General features: G+C 59.6%; 13 protein-coding genes and 1 pseudogene. 8 read left to right on the top strand and 6 right to left on the bottom strand.

From position 1 onward, the window contains the following. Nucleotides 1–29: 29 nt before the first annotated feature. On the bottom strand, nucleotides 30–590 hold the full coding sequence (greB, locus tag AAAK34_RS11620) for a transcription elongation factor GreB (RefSeq protein ID WP_231693184.1): 561 nt from the start codon (nucleotides 588–590) through the stop codon (nucleotides 30–32). Nucleotides 591–719: 129 nt separating this feature from the next. On the opposite strand from greB, the gene AAAK34_RS11615 reads away from it, so the two are divergent. From AAAK34_RS11615 to AAAK34_RS11600, 4 genes are read left to right on the top strand one after another with little or no spacing between them, the layout of a single operon-like run. Then, nucleotides 720–1,637: an inositol monophosphatase family protein gene (locus AAAK34_RS11615; RefSeq protein WP_231693183.1), complete on the top strand. Its 918-nt coding sequence runs from the start codon at nucleotides 720–722 to the stop codon at nucleotides 1,635–1,637. After that, complete coding sequence (trmB, locus tag AAAK34_RS11610; protein WP_231693182.1) at nucleotides 1,634–2,422, top strand: tRNA (guanosine(46)-N7)-methyltransferase TrmB; 789 nt, start codon at nucleotides 1,634–1,636, stop codon at nucleotides 2,420–2,422. Before AAAK34_RS11615 ends, trmB begins: the two co-directional genes overlap by 4 nt. Nucleotides 2,423–2,446: 24 nt before the next feature. Continuing rightward, nucleotides 2,447–3,406, top strand: a complete 960-nt coding sequence (locus tag AAAK34_RS11605; RefSeq protein ID WP_231693181.1) for a pseudouridine synthase — start codon at nucleotides 2,447–2,449, stop codon at nucleotides 3,404–3,406. After that, nucleotides 3,403–4,431, top strand: a complete 1,029-nt coding sequence (locus AAAK34_RS11600; protein ID WP_231693180.1) for an MBL fold metallo-hydrolase — start codon at nucleotides 3,403–3,405, stop codon at nucleotides 4,429–4,431. Before AAAK34_RS11605 ends, AAAK34_RS11600 begins: the two co-directional genes overlap by 4 nt. Before the next feature lie 39 nt (nucleotides 4,432–4,470). Here AAAK34_RS11600 and alaS read toward each other — a convergent pair. From alaS to imuA, 5 genes and pseudogenes are all read right to left on the bottom strand, one after another. Next, nucleotides 4,471–7,100 (bottom strand): annotated as a pseudogene (gene alaS, locus AAAK34_RS11595) (alanine--tRNA ligase). A 157-nt stretch (nucleotides 7,101–7,257) separates the two neighbouring features. Then, entirely contained in the window at nucleotides 7,258–7,854 is a 597-nt protein-coding gene (locus AAAK34_RS11590) for a 2'-5' RNA ligase family protein (protein ID WP_431777293.1), read from the bottom strand. Nucleotides 7,855–7,888: 34 nt separating this feature from the next. Next, nucleotides 7,889–11,260, bottom strand: a complete 3,372-nt coding sequence (locus AAAK34_RS11585) for an error-prone DNA polymerase (RefSeq protein WP_231693177.1) — start codon at nucleotides 11,258–11,260, stop codon at nucleotides 7,889–7,891. After that, nucleotides 11,253–12,644 carry a DNA polymerase Y family protein gene (locus AAAK34_RS11580; RefSeq protein ID WP_431777292.1) on the bottom strand — a complete coding sequence of 464 codons (1,392 nt, stop codon included), beginning with the start codon at nucleotides 12,642–12,644 and terminating at the stop codon, nucleotides 11,253–11,255. Before AAAK34_RS11580 ends, AAAK34_RS11585 begins: the two co-directional genes overlap by 8 nt. After that, nucleotides 12,613–13,485, bottom strand: coding sequence for a translesion DNA synthesis-associated protein ImuA (imuA, locus tag AAAK34_RS11575; RefSeq protein ID WP_431777291.1), 873 nt, complete (start codon nucleotides 13,483–13,485; stop codon nucleotides 12,613–12,615). Before imuA ends, AAAK34_RS11580 begins: the two co-directional genes overlap by 32 nt. A 189-nt stretch (nucleotides 13,486–13,674) precedes the next feature. Between imuA and AAAK34_RS11570 the strand changes: the two genes are divergently transcribed. The 4 genes from AAAK34_RS11570 to AAAK34_RS11555 all read left to right on the top strand — a co-directional run bounded on the left by AAAK34_RS11570 (nucleotide 13,675) and on the right by AAAK34_RS11555 (nucleotide 18,128). Then, nucleotides 13,675–14,499: a thymidylate synthase gene (locus tag AAAK34_RS11570; protein WP_231693174.1), complete on the top strand. Its 825-nt coding sequence runs from the start codon at nucleotides 13,675–13,677 to the stop codon at nucleotides 14,497–14,499. Between the two features lie 81 nt (nucleotides 14,500–14,580). After that, a complete protein-coding gene (locus tag AAAK34_RS11565; RefSeq protein ID WP_431777290.1) occupies nucleotides 14,581–16,386 on the top strand; it encodes a tetratricopeptide repeat protein in 1,806 nt (601 codons plus the stop codon). Then, entirely contained in the window at nucleotides 16,383–16,886 is a 504-nt protein-coding gene (locus AAAK34_RS11560; protein WP_231693172.1) for a dihydrofolate reductase, read from the top strand. The genes AAAK34_RS11565 and AAAK34_RS11560 overlap by 4 nt, the downstream gene beginning before the upstream one ends. Nucleotides 16,887–16,964: 78 nt before the next feature. After that, nucleotides 16,965–18,128 (top strand): SPFH domain-containing protein, encoded by a 1,164-nt coding sequence (locus tag AAAK34_RS11555; protein WP_231693171.1) that lies wholly within the window; start codon nucleotides 16,965–16,967, stop codon nucleotides 18,126–18,128. Nucleotides 18,129–18,135: the final 7 nt, after the last annotated feature.

The following is an 18,135-nucleotide window of genomic DNA, read 5'->3' as shown; positions in this document are numbered from 1 at the left end:
GGCCGCGGGGCTTAAAGCGCCAAATGCGATCAAGGGGCTGGGTAATCTACGCTCAACACTTCAACCTCTTTGGTGCCCGCAGGCGTTTCCAGTTTCAGAACGTCTCCCACACGAGAGCGTAGCAAAGTGCGAGCAATAGGCGACACCCAACTCACTTCGCCCAACTGGCTTTGCGCCTCATCAATTCCTTTGATCGTGACCGTACGTTCAGTGCCGTCGTCTTCTACGTAGGTCACGGTGGCTCCGAAGAACACCTGATCACCGCCATGGTGCACACTCGGATCTGTCACTTCGGCAATTTCGAGACGTTTCGTGAGAAAACGCACCCGTCGATCGATCTCTCTCAGGCGCTTCTTCCCGTACAAATAGTCGCCATTTTCGGAGCGGTCTCCATTTTTCGCAGCCCAGTGCACGGTCTCCACGATCTTGGGACGCTCGTCGTCCAGCAGCATCAACAACTCAGCTCGCAGCCGCGCATAACCCTGCGGCGTCATGTAGTTGCGTGTGCCAACCGGTAGCGCTGGAGCGTTTCCTCCAACGTCGTCATCATCGCCATCTGCGTCGGTTTCGCGTGTAAATGCCTTGCTCATACTAAGCCTGATGCTAACCCCGATTCCAAACCGCGATTCCACATTCGTGGGAAAATCAGCCTTTGGCTGCCAACATCGCATCTTCTACGCCATCGGGCGTATGGGCAGTTTTCGTTCCTGCCACAATTTATGAACTCCACCCTGCACCCCATGCTCAACGTGGCCATCCGGGCCGCTCGCGCCGCTGGCGCCATCATCAACCGTGCCGCTCTCGATGTCGAGGCCGTGCGCATCTCCCAAAAGCAGGTCAACGATTTCGTCACCGAAGTCGATCATGCCAGCGAAGCGGCCATCATCGAGACGCTGCTCACCGCCTTCCCACAGCATGGCATCCACGCAGAAGAGTCTGGCCGCACCCACGGCAACCCCCATTCCGATCACGTCTGGATCATCGACCCCCTCGATGGAACCACCAACTTCATACACGGCTTTCCCGTCTATTGCGTCAGCATCGCCCTGAGCGTGCGCGGACGCATTGAGCAGGCCGTCGTCAATGACCCTTCCCGCAACGACCTGTTCACCGCCACCCGTGGCCGGGGAGCCTATCTCAACGATCGCCGCATCCGCGTGAGCAAACGCACACAATTGAACCAGTGCCTGATCTCCACCGGCTTTCCCTATCGCAAGGGCGACGACATGCCCACTTACCTGCGCATGATGGCCGATGTCATGCAGCGCACAGCAGGGCTGCGCCGCCCAGGCGCCGCCGCGCTGGATCTGGCCTACGTGGCCGCCGGCTACACCGATGGTTTCTTCGAGACGGGCCTACAGCCCTGGGACGTGGCCGCTGGTTCACTGCTGGTTACCGAAGCGGGTGGCCTGATCGGCAACTTCACCGGCGAGCCAGACTTCATGGACCTGAAAGAATGCATGGCTGGCAGCCCAAAAATCTACGGGCAAATGGTCAACCTGCTTCGCAAATACTCCAAGTACAACATCGCCAAGCCTGGTAGCGAAGCTGTCGGTGAAACCGTCCCACCCACGGCAAACTCGGAACATTCAGAAGATGCAGACCAGGCGCGTCCTGCCGGAACTGAACAACCATGACGATCATCCACCTGGAAGGCGAGGCACAGCACTTCCCACACCCGCCTGAAGATAGCGTTGAGGCCGGGCAGGCATCTGAGCCCGCAGCCATCCCTTTTCCTCGTGCCGTTCGCAGCTTTGTCACACGGGCCGGACGGGTAACCACCGGCCAGGCTCGCGCCCTGGCTGAACTAGGGCCCCGCTACATTCTGAGCTTCGATACAAGCACGCCAGATCTGGTTGCGGCCTGCTCCAACAAGACTCGCGCCCAGGGGAAAGAATACGCCAAAACCGTTCTGGAAATCGGCTTCGGCATGGGCGCAGCCACGGCCCACATTGCCTCGGTGCAACCAGATACTTTGTTCATTGGGTGCGAAGTCCATGAACCAGGCGTGGGTGCGCTTCTCAAAACCATGGGCGAGCAGAACCTGGAAAATATCCGAATCCTTCAGCACGATGCCGTGGAGGTGATGCGCCACATGATTGCACCCGGCTCACTGGACGGCATTCACATATTTTTTCCCGACCCATGGCACAAGAAGCGCCACAACAAGCGACGTCTGATCCAACCGCCCTTCGTACACGAACTGGCCACCCGGCTCAAGCCCGGCGGTTATCTACACTGCGCCACCGATTGGGAGCCCTATGCCGAGCAAATGCTGGCGGTGCTCAACGGCGAGCCCTTGCTCGCCAACACGGCTCCAGACTACGCACCGAAGCCAGAATATCGGCCGCAAACCAAGTTTGAGCTGCGCGGGCTAAAGCTGGGCCACGGTGTGTGGGATCTGGTGTTCAGGCGGCAATAAATTAGCCTTTAACCTAACCACGGCATGGCTTTCGCTCCTCGCCCGCCCGATCTGCCTACCCGCGATGGTGTCGGCCCCAGCACGATCGCCGTCCCCGCCGGGCCATGGCCTACCGTGCTGGATTTCCTGGCTGATCGACTGCCAGCGCTCAGCCACAACGACTGGGCTGCACGGCTTGCCGCTGGAGAGGTTCTGTGCGACAACGGCGAGCCCATTGCCGCCACAAGCGCGTGCCGGCCTGGACTTCGCCTGCACTACTACCGCCATTTGCCCAACGAACCAGAAGCCACACACAGTGAGAGCATCGTGTTTCAGGACGAGTGGCTGGTCGTGGTGGACAAACCGCACTTCATGCCCGTAACTCCCAGCGGCGGTTTTTTGCAACGGAGCCTGCTGGTGAGGCTCAAACGACAACTAGGCCTGGATCATCTGAGCCCGATCCATCGCATCGATCGAGAAACGGCTGGTTTGGTGGCATTCGCGGTGCAACCCTCCACCCGTTCAGCCTATCAAGGCTTGTTTCGAGATCGGCTGGTGCAGAAAGCATATGATGCCGTCGCACCACACCGCCCCGATCTTGCCCTTCCCTGCACGCGCGCCAGCCGCCTGGAGCCTGACCCAGATCGATTCTTCGTCTCGCGCGAAGTTTCTGGACCGGCCAATAGCCATACACGCATTGAATTGGCCGCTGCGCACAATACACTGGCACACTACAAGCTGTACCCCGTGACGGGGCAGCGCCATCAATTGCGCGTTCATATGGCAGCGCTTGGTATTCCGATCATGGGCGACTCGTTTTACCCGCACGTAAGACGTGGGCCCGACGAGCCGGACGACACCCGGGTACCACTGCAATTGTTGGCGAGCCATCTAGCGTTCAACGACCCGGTCACAGGGCAAAGACGAGAATTCAACTCGAGTCTCAAGTTGCAAGCAATTAACCTGCAAGCCGTTTCCAAGCCCGACGAACCTCTTGTTGCATGAAAAAACCGCTTTCCTCCTTGCTGCCTGCTGACGTGCGCGTGCTGGAGCGCGGCTGGCTGTCGTCGAACAACATCGTCTGTCTGGGAGACGCACCTGCCATCATCGATACCGGCCACGTCAAGCACGCTGAACAAACTGTGGAGCTATTGCGGGAACAGCTCGGCACACAGGCCCTTGCGACCATCGCACACACCCACCTGCACAGCGATCATTGCGGCGGTACGGGCGCACTTCAGAATGCCTGGCCTGAGACCGGATCGTCCACCTTGGTGCCGTTCGAATCACTGCCGCACGTGCAAGCATGGGACGAAGACGAACTCACTTTCGGCAATACCGGGCAGCGCTGTGAGCGCTTCTCAGCAAGCCACGCGCTCGTTCCCGGAAAGACTGTGCGCTTGGGCAACCGCAATTGGGAAGTTCACGCCGCTCCCGGCCATGATGCGCTGGCCGTCCTCCTGTTTGAACCCATTGATGGCTTGCTGATCGCTGGCGACGCCATGTGGGAGAACGGCGTGGGCGTGATCTTTCCCCAAATTGACGGCTCGCAAAGTAGCTCACCGCCGCACCAAGGCTCGTTATTGCCTGCGCCGCAGGAACCTGAAACTCAACGCACTCCGGAACTCTCGGACTGGTTTGACCCCTTCGTCGAAACCCTTGCGTTGATCGAGCAACTGGCACCGCGTGTGGTCATCCCCGGCCACGGAGCGCCCTTCTCCCGGGAAAGTGGCGCCATGGATGCAGCCTTTACCGCTGCGCGCCAGCGTATCAAGTATTTCAAGGATCACCCGGCGCAGCATGCTCTATACGCCGCCAAGGTGATGATCAAATATCAACTCATGGACGCGGAAAGCATGCCTCACCGCGACTTCGAGGCTTGGCTACATGCCGCCCCCATGCTGCGTGTGGCGCATCGCCAGCATCGGCCCGATCTGGCCTGGAGTGAATGGCTCGACACCCTGCTGGCGTCATTATTCGACAAAGGCACGTTGCGCCGCACAGCAACTCATGTGCTGGACGGGCACTGACCACTGACACTCCGTCAGAGTGCCAGCGTACCGCACCCTTTACACGCGCTCAGCCACCCAGGCCTGAACTGATTGCAGCGCTTTCGCCAGGCCGCTAGCATCGGTGCCGCCAGCCATGGCCATGTCAGCCTTGCCACCGCCTTTCCCGCCGACCTGGCTGGCTACGAAGTTGACGAGTTCGCCGGCCTTGATTTTGCCCACGCTGTCTGACGTGACACCTGCAGCCAACTGAACCTTGCTACCGTCAACAGCAGCCAGCACGATGGCTGCCGTCTTGAGCTTGTCTTTCAGCTTGTCCATTGTGTCGCGCAGTGTCTTGGCATCAGCGCCTTCCAGCTTTGCTGCCAGCACCTTGATACCGTTCACCTCTACAGCCTGCGACAGCAGTTCGTCACCTTGAGATGACGCCAGCTTGCCCTTGAGCTGGACGATTTCCTTCTCAAGTAGCTTCACCTGATCAAGCACCTGCCCAAGGCGTCCTTGCACCTCCGTTGCCGGCGCCTTCAGGGTGGCCGCCACACTGTGCAGCGCGGACTCCAGCCCCTGCAGATAAGCCAGGGCGTTGGCACCGGTGATGGCCTCAATACGCCTCACGCCAGCAGCAACGCCGCCCTCGCCAACGATCTTGAAAAGGCCTATATCGCCCGTGCGCGCCACGTGCGTGCCGCCGCATAGCTCGCGGCTCGTGCCGATGTCGAGCACGCGGACGTTTTCTCCGTATTTCTCGCCGAACAGCATCATGGCGCCCGTCTGTTGCGCGCTCTCTATGTCCATCACGCGTGCTTGCGTGGCAGCATTGGCAAGAATTTCCTCGTTCACGCGGCGCTCGATCTCCACGATCTGAGCGGCAGTAACCGGTACGTTGTGTGCAAAATCGAAGCGAGTCTTGTCGGCATCTACCAGCGAACCTTTTTGCTGAACATGCTCGCCCAACACCTCGCGCAGAGCCTTGTGCATCAGGTGCGTGACACTATGGTTGCGCATGGTGGCAGCCCGGCGCTGCTGGTCCACCCGGGCATCAATCGTGTCGCCCAACTTGAGCACGCCCTGCGTCATGACGCCGTGTTGACCATAGACATCTGCGCGGATTTTTTGCGTGTCTTGTACGCCAAACTCCACGCCCTCGCCCACCAGCAAGCCCTGGTCGCCTACCTGGCCGCCGGATTCAGCATAGAAAGGCGTCGTGTCCAGCACGACGATGCCGTTTTGCCCTTGCTGCAGCTCAGCCACAGGCGTACCGTCAACGTAGAGCGCCACGACCTTGCTCACATGCGTGAGTTCGTCGTATCCAATAAAAGTGTTCGCCGAGCCACTGTATTCAACCGCCTTGTCCATCTTGAACTTGCCTGCGGCGCGGCCAGCGGCCTTCTGGCGCTCCATGGCGGCATCAAACCCTGCTGTATCCACGGACACGCTTCGTTCACGGCAAACATCCTGCGTCAAATCCAGGGGGAATCCATAGGTGTCGTGCAGCTTGAAGGCGACCTCGCCCGGAAGCACGGTTTTTCCTCCTGCCAGGGCATCGTCCAGAATTTCCATGCCATTGGCCAGCGTTTCGAAGAAACGCTCTTCTTCCGCTTTCAGAACCTCGCCTACGCGCTTCTCCTCGGCGGCCAGACGCGGGTAGGCGTCTCCCATCAGGCGGGCCAGATCAGGCACCAGCTTGTGGAAAAACGGCCGTTTCTGCCCCAGCTTGTAGCCGTGCCGGATAGCGCGGCGAATGATCCGCCGCTGCACGTAACCGCGGCCTTCATTGCTGGGAATCACGCCGTCACTGACCAGGAAAGCCGTAGCGCGAATATGGTCAGCGATGACCTTGAGCGACGGATTGGCCAAATCGGCGCACCCCGTTTCACGCGCCGCAGCCTTGATGAGATGGTCGAACAGGTCAATCTCGTAGTTGCTGTGCACGTGTTGCAAGATGGCACCCAGGCGCTCCAGGCCCATGCCTGTATCCACACAGGGAGCTGGCAAAGGCGTGAGGCTGCCGTCTTCATGCATTTCGAACTGCATGAACACGTGATTCCAGATCTCGATGAAGCGGTCGCCGTCTTCGTCGGGAGATCCGGGTGGACCGCCTGGAATCTCAGCGCCGTGGTCGTAAAAATCTCGCTGCACGGGCCGCAAGGACCCGTATCGGCCATCATCCAGAAGTTGTCGCTTTTGTATCGGCCGCCCTTGTTGTCGCCGATACGGATCACGCGCTCGGGCGGCAGGCCGATAACCTGCGTCCAGATGCCGTAGGCCTCGTCGTCTTCCTCGTACACCGTGGCCAGCAGGCGCTCAGGCGGCAAGCCGAACACCTTGGTCAGCAACTCCCAGCCCCACTCGATGCTTTCCTTCTTGAAATAGTCGCCGAACGACCAGTTACCCAGCATCTCGAAGAAAGTGTGGTGGCGCGCCGTGTAGCCGACGTTTTCCAGATCGTTGTGCTTACCGCCTGCCCGCAGGCAAGCCTGTACGCTGGCAGCCCGCACGTAGGGACGCTTGTCGGTACCCAGGAAAACATCCTTGAACTGCACCATGCCGCTGTTGGTGAACATCAGCGTTGGATCGTTGCCGGGAACCAGCGGGCTGCTTGGCACTACGGCATGTCCCTTGCTTTCAAAAAAGTCCAGGAAAGTCTTGCGGATTTCCGCGATGGAAATGGGAGGACGAGTAGTTTTCATATTCTTTGACTGTTTCCAGTTTCCAGGAGGCTGTTGGTCACAACCGCCAACGGCTTACCCACCACGGACGAAAACGTGGAAACGCGCGAAACCGATGGGTTTCTCGGAAGTTGTATTGAGTCAGGCAAATTTTAGCTGTTTCACCTCAAGGAGCGGCTTAGGTGCGCCTTGAGGTGAGGCTTGAAGTGTGCTTGATGAACACATCAAGCACACGCTCCCCGAATTGCCCCAGACGGTGATAGCGCGGAGGCTGGGCATTCAACTCTGACCAGATCAGCTCTACGCACGAGACGCGCCAGCGAATGGCCTGCGTCAAAGGCTGCAATTGGACACTCTCCGCGCGCCGCAAGGTCGTCACGTGGGGCCGCCACCCCTGTGTGACGGCAGGCAGGTCAACCCGACGTGCGAGTTTTGACGTGGCAACATGCAGCTCGGCCAATTCGGGAGTGAGTTCTGGCAGGAGCACCGCAATGGTTCCTGTGGGCACGCGCCATATCTCGGCTTGAGTGAGCGAAACTTCAAACGGCTCGAAGCGCAACTCCTTCAAGGCAAGCAACCAATCCCGCTCACGCACTGCATCAACCTGATTGAAAAACTGAAGGGTGAGGTGCATGCGCTCGGGCGTCGGGCGCAGCCGACGCGGCAATCCCGGCCAGTTGCGCCGCTCGGCATCAATGGCTGTGCTGGCATCAGGAACTGGAAACAAAGCTGTGAACAGGCGCCGGGGCACTGCAGTTTCAGACAACGAACTCATGGCGAAAGCATAAAGGCCAAGGACGACATATGCATCAATGAAAATCACGACTGGTCGTCGATTCTGCAAGACGCCCCAGCCATGGAGTCAAATCATGCATGCGCTGGGCAATCAGGTGCCGAACCAAACCGCCGCTGCTGGCATCTTTCTGCCACTCCCCCTCCACCGCCAGCAAGCGTGAGTGCAGCAAGGTATTGCGTTGTTCCTCGTCCATTCGGACACTTTTCCAGACGATGACGTTCACCGGCCCAGTTTCATCTTCAAGAGTCACAAAAATGGTGCCCTTAGCCGTGCCGGGTTGCTGGCGGCCAATGACCAACCCACAAGCCATCGTATGACGGCCATGCGGCAACTCGCTCAATTGTGCTGCACTTAGCACCCCTCGTCTTGCCAGCCTTTCGCGCAACAAGGCCAGCGGGTGGCGACGCAGCGTGAGGCCAAGAGCCGCGTAGTCGTTCACAATTTCCTCGGCTTCAGACGCAACCGGCAAAGAATGCGTGGCTTCGTCTACCGGCGCTTCGCGCAGCAAGCCAGGTGCGCGCCGTTCTCCGGCTGCCTGCCACACCTGCTGACGACGATGGCCGCTCAACGAAGCCAATGCATCAGCAGCCGCAAGGGCGTTGATATCCCTGGACTCCAGATCGGCACGCAGCATCAGATCGTTCACGCTGGCAAATGGCCCCAACCCCCTGGCCTCGGTGATCCTTTGGCTGGCCGCCTTACCAAACCCCTTGGCCATTCTCAGGCCCAGGCGGACTGCCGGGCGGCCTGCACCTTGACCCAGGGCTTCCAGCGCGCAATCCCAATCGCTCACCGTGACATCGGGCGGCAACACCACCACTTGGTGCCTGCGCGCATCCTGGATTAGCTGTGAGGGCCCATAGAACCCCATCGGCTGGGAGTTGAGCATGGCCGCCAGAAAAGCCTCTGGTTCATGGCACTTGAGCCAACTGCTCTGGTAAGCGATCAGTGCAAAACTATAAGCGTGGCTCTCAGGAAAGCCATATTCGCCAAAGCCTTCGATCTGCTTGAAAATGCGCTCCGCATACGGCTGCGAATAGCCGTTGCTCAGCATGCCATTGATCAATTTCTCGCGGTGAGCGCCCAGGCCTCCTTTCTTTTTCCACGCCGCCATGTCGCGACGCAGTTTGTCAGCCTCGCCAGCGCTGTAGTTCGCCGCGATCATGGCCAACTCCATCACTTGCTCCTGAAAAACAGGAATACCCAACGTGCGCTTGAGCGCCTTGGCCAAGCGCGGCTGGTTCACTGCTCCGTCCGGATTTTTCAAGTCGGGTGGCGGATCTTTCGATGAGCGTTCGTACTCAATCGGCAGGCCTTGCCTGCGCCGTTCGCGCGCCTTAAGGTAAGGGTGAACCATGCCACCACTGATCGGCCCCGGCCGGACAATGGCCACCTGAACCACCAGGTCGTAGAACGTTTGCGGCCGCAGGCGTGGCAGCATCGACATCTGCGCCCGGCTTTCGATCTGGAAAGTACCCACCGTGTCTGCCTTCTGGATCATGCTGTAGGTTTTCTGGCATTCGTGCTGAATATCGGAACAGGTAAACGATTTGCCACGCCGGGCCGACACCATGTCCAGGCAGCGCCGAATAGCCGTCAGCATGCCGAGGGCCAATACGTCCACCTTCATCAGGCCCAATGCTTCCAGGTCATCCTTGTCCCATTGAATAACTTGGCGCTTTTCCATGGCGGCCGGCTCCAGGGGCACCAAACGGTGCAGGGGTGTTTGGGTCAAGACGAACCCGCCCACGTGCTGGCTCAGGTGCCGGGGGGCGCCACGCAACTGGTTGGTCAGGGCCAGCCAGAGGGCCGCCAACTCTGGCGCAAGAGTGGTGCCCACATCCTGAGCCAGAGCACTCAGCCGATGCGCAGCCAGGTCGGCATCGAACCAGTGGTGATCCTTGGCAAAGGCATCAATCAGGCGTTCGTCGATACCTAGCGCCTTGCCCACATCGCGCAGCGCGCTACGCCTTCTGTAGGAAATGACGGCTGCCGACAAGGCGGCACGATCGCGTCCGTATTTTTCATAAATATACTGAATGACTTCCTCGCGCCGCTCATGCTCGAAATCGACGTCAATATCTGGCGGCTCATTGCGGCGTTCCCGGCTGATAAAGCGCTCCAGCAACGGGTTGGATACACGCGGATCGGCCTCGGTAATGCCCAGGCAATAGCAGACCACGGAATTGGCGGCGGAGCCACGCCCCTGGCACAAAATGCCCATGCGGCGCGCTTCGCGCACGATGTCGTGCACGGTGAGAAAAAACATCTCATACTGGCATTCGGCAATGAGCGCTAGCTCTTTGTCAATGAAAGCCTGAACAGGCGGCGGCGTCTTGCCCTGAAAACGCCAGCGCGCGCCTTCTAGCGTGAGACGCGCCAAAGTTTCGGTGGCAGTCAACCCCGGCAGCACGCTTTCAAGCGGATAGTTGTAGCGCACCTCATCCAACACGAAAACGCAGCGCTCAGCGACTTCAACGGTACCGGCCAACAAATCTGATGAATGCACCCCGGCCAGCCGGGCACGTGAGCGCAAGTGGCGCTCAGCATTGGCCTGGAGCTCAAAACCGCAAGCCTGCACGGGCTTACCCAGGCGGATGGCGGTCATCACGTCATGTAGACGCTTGGCGGAACGTACGTGCATGTGTACATCGCCAGCAGCGAGCAACCGGCAGCTGGAGGCCTCGCCGAGCCGCTTCATGAACTCCAGCCAAAGGGCGTCGTCAGCCGAGCCGCACAGCTCTGCCAGCAGCAATATTTCAGAACTTCCGCTGGCCTCTTTGGCCTCCCGGAATTCTGCTTGGGCGGCCATCCATTCGGGAATATCTCCGGCGAACCTCCAAGGCGCCCACAGTAATTCGCAATCATCCAGAACCGTCAACGTATTGGCGAGCGAATCCATTCGGTACTGTCCCTTGGGAGCCGCGCGGCGCGCATGTGTAATGGTTTCGCACAGGTTGCCCCAGCCATTCAGATTGCGCGCCAATGCCACCAGCGTACCGAGACCTTCAAAGCGGAATTCGCTGCCGTAGAGCAACCGCATTGGTTCAAAGACGCCCATCGCAATACGGGCTGCCCGAACTTGCCGCAAATCGTCGTCGAGTTCATCTGCTCCGGAAACACAGTGTTTGCCCTCTTTCCATGCTCGCACCACGCCGGCGACAGAGCATTCATCGGTGATGGCAAGCGCGGCATACCCCAGCGCCCAGGCTCGTCGCACCAGGTCTTCAGGGCTGGAGGCGCCGCGCTGAAAGCTGAATTGGGTCAGACAATGCAGTTCGGCGTATTCAGGAAGTGCAACTGGCTGGGCAACAGAACGTGGCAAGCCTGAGCGACGGCGCGCGGGCAACCTATGAATGGTGGCCGGCACCCGAGAATCAGGCATACATGCCTTGCAGGAACCAGCGCGGATCATGACTTTTCTGGTGCGAAGTCTGGCGCTCCTGGTACACCCAGAGCAGTTCGGCCGCAGGATTCTGGGCAATGTAGTAATCGCGGGCGGCGGGCCTGCCCTGCTCCGGCATGGCAGCGCCCCACCAACCTGCTTCAATGCGGCACGGACCAGTCAACAGGCGCAGCAAACCTCGGTGGCAAGGCTGGCCATCTCGCACCTCAAGCGGCAGAGGCTCGCGCAAGAGCCAGGTAGGAGCCAAGGCATCAGGCAAACAGGCACTGCCCTCATCAGTTATTTTTTCAGCCCCGCCTGCCACACCCCCCAACAGCCCCGCCGCTGGCCTCCACTGTTGCACACATTCTGGCCGGTAATCTGCCCGCACGGCAGGCGCAAGCACCTGATTTGGCCCCAAGCGCGCGCTGACACGCTCGACAAAGGCATGCAGCGGCTCACCGTGGCGCTGGTCTTCAGGCAGGAAGCTCATGCTTCCTGCCTTCCATGAGACGGTTTCCAACGACCGCAGCCGCAACTGAACTGCGGGCGCGAGCAGCTGAATATGCCCCAGGCGTTCAGCCAGCAAGCGTCGCAAATGGGCCATTGACTGCTCCGGCTCCGCGGTGCGAATGACAATCGACTGATCTGGCGGCAAAGGCCGACCATCAATGCGCTTCAGATCCAGTGCCCAACTCAGCTCAAACGCCAGCACACCCAACTGGCGAGCACGCAGCCATACCTGCAGCACAGCCAGCAAGCGATTGGCAGCCCACATCAGCGCCGGTGCATCTTCTACTCGCGTAGGCAGTTCCAGCGACTGATCGAACACCTCTGGCAGCGAGAGCCAGCGATAGCCTTCGGGCGTCAAACCCCATGCCACATCGAGCGCGGCACGCAACTCCAGCCCAAAGCGACGTACCGCCGGGCCACGTGGCAGTGCGGCAGCGTCGCCCCAGGTGCGGCAACCCAGGCGAGCCAGCAAATCAAGGTGGGGCCGCGCCGCCGTGAGCGTGGAAAGCGGTAGCGCCGCCGCCCCCTCACTGGGCACCGGCAGCCCCATGGCACGCAGCCGCAGCCGCGCCAACGCCACGACCCCAATAGCCGCCTGAGCCTGATGAAACCCGCCTGAAACCGGGTTCGACTCCGCCATGCGGCGCAGCAAGGACTGCCTTCCGCCCCATAAGCGCAAGCTGGCCGACACCTCCAGCAGCAACGCTTCGTCGGCCCAGGCCACACGCGGAGTAAAGCCCAGTGCCCACCAGCCCAAGGCCTCACGCACAGAGGCGCCAGAAGCGAACTCCCTCCCAAGGAGAACATCAGAGGCGCCAAGAGTGCCGTTAGCCAGCTCCTCAGGCGGCCACAGCAATGCGATCCAGTGCATAAGAATGTGAAGAAGAAAATGAGTCCTCTGGCTGCGCAGACAGCGCGGCAAAAGGCAAGACGGCAGCACCCAGCCGCTCGACCTCATGCCGTGAAGCTTGCTGCGCAGCCAGCAACGCCCGTACGCGCTCGCCATGCGCGTGCAAAACCAAGGGTTTCATCAGCGGAGGGCCTCTGCGCTTGAGTATGCGGACCTGCATCTGCGGCGCCACTTCGGCGCCGGCCTGGGCAGCCTGCGCCGCCACGCCCCGCACAGCCACCCGCACTCGCGCGGGTGACGCCGCCGATGCAGCACCTTCAGGTCGTAGAACGAACAACAGGCTCCCCGCCCTGCGTGCCGCAGCCGCTTGCAGGCGCCTCAAAGCAACCGGCTGCGCACCCGGCAGCCAAGCCACCACAGCCCCCACGTCAGCGCATCGCAGCGCTTGTTCCGCGGCCCACAGAGAGGCCATGGCCGTATCGGCGCGAATCCATAAAATGGCGCGTGCTGGCAATCCAGCAGCAGCCAGTGCCGGCATAAAGGGCTCATGTGGTGGGCAAACCAACGCCACGGCCTCACCGCTGCGCTGCCAGTGCACTGCCAGCGCCGGAAGCAACAATGACCAGCAAGGCGCCCCCGGTGCCTGCAGCAACTCGGTCAGAGCCCCAAGGGGCCAGCCCCCGCCAGGCAACTCGGCATCCAGCAGTGCATGCCCTGTTGCCACGGTGTGCACAGCCCCACCCGCCAATTCATCGGCATGCCAGACACCAGGAAGATGACCGGGAGGCCCCGCAGACCCCGGCTGATCTGAGGGAAAAAATAAGGAAGCGGAAAAAGCGGAGGAAGAGATAGAAGCAGACATGATTCAAACCTATATACTGATGTTTTATACAGTATTTTGAATCCAATGTCATGGCTTATCTTTTTTCGATGAACCATTGCCCTGGGGCCCCCTGTGTGCGACGTCGCCGCCATCACTGCATCTGTCCTACATCTCTTCTGCATCACCCCCGTTTCTCCCCTGCATCTCTTTGCTCGGATAATCACCCCTATGACAACGCCCATCACCCGACCGATCCGCCGTCAGTATGAAGACCTCATGCGCCATGTGCACGAGCACGGCGTTTTCAAGGCCGATCGCACCGGCACAGGCACCAAAAGCATCTTCGGCCACCAAATGCGTTTTGACCTGAACGAGGGTTTTCCGCTGGTCACCACCAAGAAGCTGCATTTGAAAAGCATCATTTACGAGCTTTTGTGGTTCCTCCGCGGCGACGGCAATGCACGGTGGCTGCAAGAGCGCGGCGTCACCATCTGGAACGAATGGGCCAACCCCGAAACGGGTGACCTCGGACCGGTATATGGCGTGCAGTGGCGCTCCTGGCCCACACCCGATGGTGGACACATCGATCAAATCGCCCAAGTCATCGACACGCTGAAGAAGAACCCGGATTCGCGCCGCATCATCGTCAGCAGCTGGAACGTGGCCGAACTGGATCAGATGGCCCTGATGCCATGCCATGCCTTTTTTCAGTTCTATGTGGCCAATGGGAAGCTCAGTTGCCAGCTCTACCAACGCAGCGCGGACATCTTCCTAGGCGTGCCCTTCAACATCGCCAGCTATGCGCTGCTCACCCACATGGTGGCCCAGCAATGCGACCTTCAGGTAGGAGACTTCATCTGGACGGGCGGCGACTGCCACATCTACTCCAATCATGAAGAGCAGGTCAAAGAGCAGTTGTCCCGCCAACCCTTCCCCTACCCTACGCTCTCCATACGCCGAAGGCCCGCGTCGATCTTCGACTACGAATACGACGATTTTGAGATCCAGGACTACGAGCATCACCCCGCCATCAAGGCACCGGTGGCTGTATAAGCGTGTTTACGTTCTTAGTACCGTTTTTTGCATTTTTTGCCTTTTCTTCTTTGAATACACGCGGCGCTGACTTTCGATTAAATGAGTTCCATTTCTCCCGCCTCGCCTCTTCCCGCACTACTGCAAGAGGCATCCTTGCACATGCAGCAGCGCTCCTTCACGTCAGCCCAGGCGCTGCTGGATCGGGCCAGCAGCATGGCGCCCCATGTCCGCGACGTTCAAATGCTGCAGGCCATCCTGGCCATTCAGACGCGACAGAGCGAAAAAGGCGAGCAGATTCTGCGCGGCATCCTTCAGAGCAACCCCTCCGATGTAGACGCCCTCGCCAACCTGGGTTATCTAATGCTGGAGGCCAAGCGCAACCAAGAGGCCCTGGAGTGGCTTGATCGCGCAATTCAGATTCAACCCCGGCATGCAGGCCTGCACCTGAACCGAGGGGTCACACTGGCAGCCCTCGATCGGCCGGACGAAGCCATTCAAAGCTACGAGCGCAGTCTGAACCTGGAACCCCGCGACGCCCAGACCCACTTTGCCCTTGGCCAACTGTTGCAAGGGCAGCAAGATTTTCAGCGCGCATTTGCCAGCTATCAGCGCGCCCTCGCACTCAACCCAGGCCACCCGGAAGCGCTAAGCAATCTTCTGTTCACCCACCATTACGTTGAAGACTTCAGCCCCCAGGCGAACCATGATCTTGCACGCCGGCTGTCACCCTCTGCGCGCATGCCGCAAGGTGTTGCAGCAAGCGCACGCCCGCCAAAATCTTCTCTCAGAGTAGGCTTTGTTTCAGCCGATCTACGAGAGCATCCTGTAGGGTATTTTCTGGAAGGAGTGCTTGCCCAACTCGACCGCACACGCCTTTCGCTGTACGCCTACAGCAACAACATATTTGAAGACCAGGTTTCCGAAAAGCTGCGGTCTCAGTTCACGAGCTGGCATGTCATTGAAGCGCTCAACGACCAAGACGCGGCCGCACTGATTCGGCAAGATCAGATTGATGTGCTGATCGACCTCTCTGGCTACACCGCCGGGCACCGCCAGAGCTTGTTTGCGCTGCGTCCGGCGCCGCTACAAATATCCTGGCTCGGCTACTTCTCCACCACGGGCCAAACCGCGATCGACTACGTACTGGCCGATCCAATCAGCGTTCCGCCTGAAGAAGAGGGTCTATTCGTCGAACGCATCTGGCGGATGCCCTCCATTCGATACTGCTTCACGCCGCCCCCAAGCGCCCCGGCTGCGGCCCTGTTGCCTGCACTTGAGCGCGGTCACATCACGTTCGGAAGCTTCCAGGCTCTGTCCAAAATTAATGACCGGGTGCTCAAAGCTTGGGCAGAGATCCTTCGTCGTGCACCCATGACGCGGCTGCGCATTCAGAGCAAGAAACTCGATCACCCCGAGGCTCGCAGCCGTTTCGAAGAGCAGCTCAAAACCTGTGACCTGCCAATGGAGCGCGTTCACCTCATTGGAAGCCAGAGCCGTGCCGACTACCTCGCTGCGTATGGTGAAGTTGACATCGTCCTTGACACCTTCCCTTACCCAGGTGGCACCACCACCGTAGAAGCACTTTGGATGGGTGTGACCACACTCACGCTCGCGCAACCCGGCATGCTGGGACGACAAGGGCAAAGCATCATGCACGTTGCGGGACTGCCGGAGTGGGTAGCCAGTAGCGAAGCAGACTACATCACCACCGCCGTGCACTGGGCCCAGGCGGGCATGGAACACCTGCTCGAACTCGCACAGCTTCGCACCGAATTACGCGAAAGAGTGAAGAGCACACCCCTGTTCGATGCCAGCCAATTCGCACGAGATTTTGAGCGAGCCATCGCAGACATGTGGCAAACCACGCCCCTTCAGGCGCCGAGCCCACACGTGAGATCCTCATGACGCCCATCGCCCCCAAAATTGGCCTGATCTACGCCCGTGCACGCAATGGCGTGATCGGAAAAGACGGCGTCATGCCGTGGCACTTGCCTGAAGATCTGGCCCACTTCAAACGCACCACGCTGAACCATCCAGTCGTCATGGGCCGCAAAACCTGGGATTCACTCCCACCACGCTTTCGCCCTTTGCCTGGCCGCACCAACATCGTCATTTCGCGTCAAGAAGACTGGAAGGCTGAAGGAGCCATTCACGCAGTCAGCCTTCAAGATGCCTTGCGGCAGTGTCAGCATGAGAAGCAAATCTGGATTATTGGCGGCGCGCAGATCTATGCACAGGCGCTCGCCTTGGCCCAAGAAATCGTAGCGACCGAGATCGATGCCGATTTCGAAGGAGATGCCTATGCGCCATCGCTCGACACATCCTGGCACGTCGTGTCACGTGACGATCAGGTTGCAGCGAACGGGATGCGCCTGAGTTTCGTCACCTACCGCAAAAGCACCTGAAGCCACCTGAAGCCACCTGAATTGAGGGTCCCCGTTGTTTCTTTGATATAGCATACAAACTTTCACAAGGAGCGTGCAGTGGGACTCATCAAGGCAGCAATAGACTCAGTCAGCGGTAGCCTGGCTGACCAGTGGAAAGACTTCTACACCGTGCCTGATGGCCTTCCACCGACAGCAGCGCTCTTCGCCGCAGCGCCTCGGGGCACCAACGCAGGGCGCGGCTCCAACACCAAGGCGTCCGCCAACATCATCACGAACGGCTCGAAAATCATCGTGCCTGAAGGCTACGGTTTGCTGTTGATGCAAGACGGAGCCATCACTGCACTTGCTGCCGAGCCTGGTGGCTATGAATGGAACTCCAGTGACATCAACTCCCAGTCCATCTTCACGGGAGGCAGTCTGGTCGATTCGCTCATCAAGCAGTCCTGGGAACGATTCAAGTTTGGCGGTCAACCTGGCTCACAGCAGGCCGCTTTCTTCGTCTGCCTGAAAGAGCTGCCTGACAACCGATTCGGCACACAATCAGAAATCTACTGGGATGATGGCTATCTGAACGCACAAGTCGGCGCCATCACGCGCGGCAGCTACACCCTGAAAATCGTCGATCCGATTCTGTTCGTGAAGAACTTCGTACCTGCCACCTACTTGCAACCCGGCATGGTTTTCGACTTTACCGATCTGGAAAACGCCGCTGCCAACCAGCTCTTCAATGAGGTTGTGGGTTCGCTGGCGCCAGCTTTTAGTCTCTACACGAACGACCCGGGCAAGGGCAATCGCATCACAAGGATCCAGCAAGACTCCGTCGGTTTTGCCCAAAGCCTGGCCGACGCTGTAGAAAGCGCTTATCAATGGAAATCCAGTCGCGGCCTGGTGATCTCCAAGACCTCCATTGTCTCGATTGAATACGATGCGCATACCAAGGAGCTGCTGAAAAACGTGCAACGTGCCGATGCGCTTTCCGGCGCACGTGGCAACTCCAACCTCCAGGCCTCGGTCGCTGCCGGCATTCAAGCAGCAGGTGAAACAGGTGGACCCGCTGGCCTTGTCGGCTTGGGCATGGCCACCGCTGGAGTCGGCGGCCTGGCCAGCTTGCAGCAGCCTGCTGCTGCGCCCGTGGCACCTCCAGCTCCGGCAGCCGAGGACCCGATCGCCAAGCTCACCAAGGCCAAACAAATGCTCGATGCCGGCCTCATCACACAAGCCGACTATGACGCCCTGAAGGCCAAGGTGCTAGGCCTCTGAGTGGCCC

This window comes from Ottowia caeni (assembly GCF_050821495.1).
GTDB lineage: Bacteria > Pseudomonadota > Gammaproteobacteria > Burkholderiales > Burkholderiaceae_C > Ottowia > Ottowia caeni.
This window is presented reverse-complemented; position numbering and strand designations above follow the sequence as displayed.